This window comes from Rubneribacter badeniensis, from assembly GCF_002899695.1.
In the GTDB taxonomy this organism is placed as follows: Bacteria; Actinomycetota; Coriobacteriia; order Coriobacteriales; family Eggerthellaceae; genus Rubneribacter; species Rubneribacter badeniensis.
Map to the genome: position 1 here is coordinate 1 of NZ_PPEL01000161.1, position 1,508 is coordinate 1,508.

1 protein-coding gene is annotated in these 1,508 nt (G+C 75.3%); it reads left to right on the forward strand.

The window, feature by feature from the left end; genetic code table 11:
- Positions 1–50: 50 nt before the first annotated feature.
- The gene (locus C2L80_RS13445; RefSeq protein WP_092197605.1) at positions 51–1,481 is read left to right on the forward strand and encodes an IS3 family transposase; all 1,431 of its coding nucleotides are present in this window, start codon (positions 51–53) and stop codon (positions 1,479–1,481) included.
- Positions 1,482–1,508: the final 27 nt, after the last annotated feature.

The window sequence follows — 1,508 nt, forward strand, 5'->3', positions numbered from 1 at the left end:
GGGGGTGCGGACAAAAAGTTGGACACTCCGGTGTCCGGATTGGAGTCCGCATGTACCCGTTGGAGACCAGGGAGCTCGCCGTGGAGGCCGTCGCGGCGGGGTTCAGCCTGACCGAGGCGGCCGAGCTGGCCGGCTGCAGCCGCACGGCCGTTGTAAATTGGGCGAAGGCGGCGGGCGTCGCCCCGCCGCCCCGCAAGAAGGCCGTATACTTGCCCTTCGACAGGAAGATGGAGCTCGTCGCGCGGCTGGAGGCCGGGGAGCGGGCCGCCGACCTCGCCGCCGAGGCCGGCGTCACCGCCGCTGCCGTCTCCGGCTGGCGCCGGCGGCTCCGCGAGGAAGGGGCGCTCTCCCTCATGACCGACTCGGACATCGCCGCCCGCGCGCCGGAGCCCCGCGAGGCGCCCTCGGAGCTCGAGGAGCTCAGGGCCCGCTGCGAGGAGCTGGAGCTGCGCAACGCCGTCCTCGAGGGGACGATCGACATACTAAAAAAAGACCCAGGCGCCGACCTGTCCGCCCTGACGGCGGCGGAGAGGGCGGCGCTGGCTGACCGGCTCAGGGGGCGCTTCGGGCTGCGGGCGGCGCTGGCGGCGCTGTCCCTGCCGCGCAGCACGTTCTACGACCGCCTGGCGGCGGCCTCCGCGCCCGACCCGTACGCCGCCCTGCGGCCCCTGGTCCGGGCCGCCTTCGAGGCGTCCGGGGGCGCCTACGGCTACCGCCGCGTCCGCGCCGAGCTCGCGCGGGGCGCCGGCGCGCCGCAGCGGGCCCGCGGCGCGGCGGGGCTCGACCCGGCGCGGCCGGTGGCGGTCTCCGAGAAGGTGGTGCGCCGGATCATGGCCGAGGAGGGGCTGCGCGCCCGCGCCCCGCGGGCGGCCCGCTACAGCTCCTACGCCGGCGAGGAGGGCCGCGCGGCGGCGCCCAACCTGCTGCTGGTCGACGCCGGCCGCGACCTGCACGACTTCTCGGCCGCCGCCCCCGGCGAGGTCCTGGTCACCGACATCACCGAGTTCAGGCTGCCCGACGACCCGCGGAAGGTGTACCTCTCGCCGGCCGTCGACCTGTTCGACGGCGACGTCGCCGCCTTCTCGGTGGGCACCTCGCCGTCCAAGGCGCTCGTGGCCGAGATGCTCGCCGGCGCCGTGGCCGCCGCCGGGGGCGGCTTCACGCTCCACAGCGACCGCGGCTGGCACTACCGCACCCCCGACTGGGTCCGCGCCTGCGGGGAGGCCGGGGTGGAGAGGTCGATGTCGCGCAAGGGGCACTCGCCGGACAACGCCGCCTGCGAGGGGTTCTTCGGCAGGCTCAAGGTCGAGTTCTTCCACGGGAGGGACTGGCGCGGGGTCTCCGCCGAGCGGTTCGCCGCCGAGCTCGCCGAGTGGATCCGCTGGTACCGGGAGGGGAGGCTGAAGGCGTTCGACGAGGGAGGGCGCAAGGTGTACGATACGATAGCCGGCCGCAGGAGGCGGCTGGGGCTGGCCGCCTAGGCCGTCCGGAAAAACGTCCGCACCCCC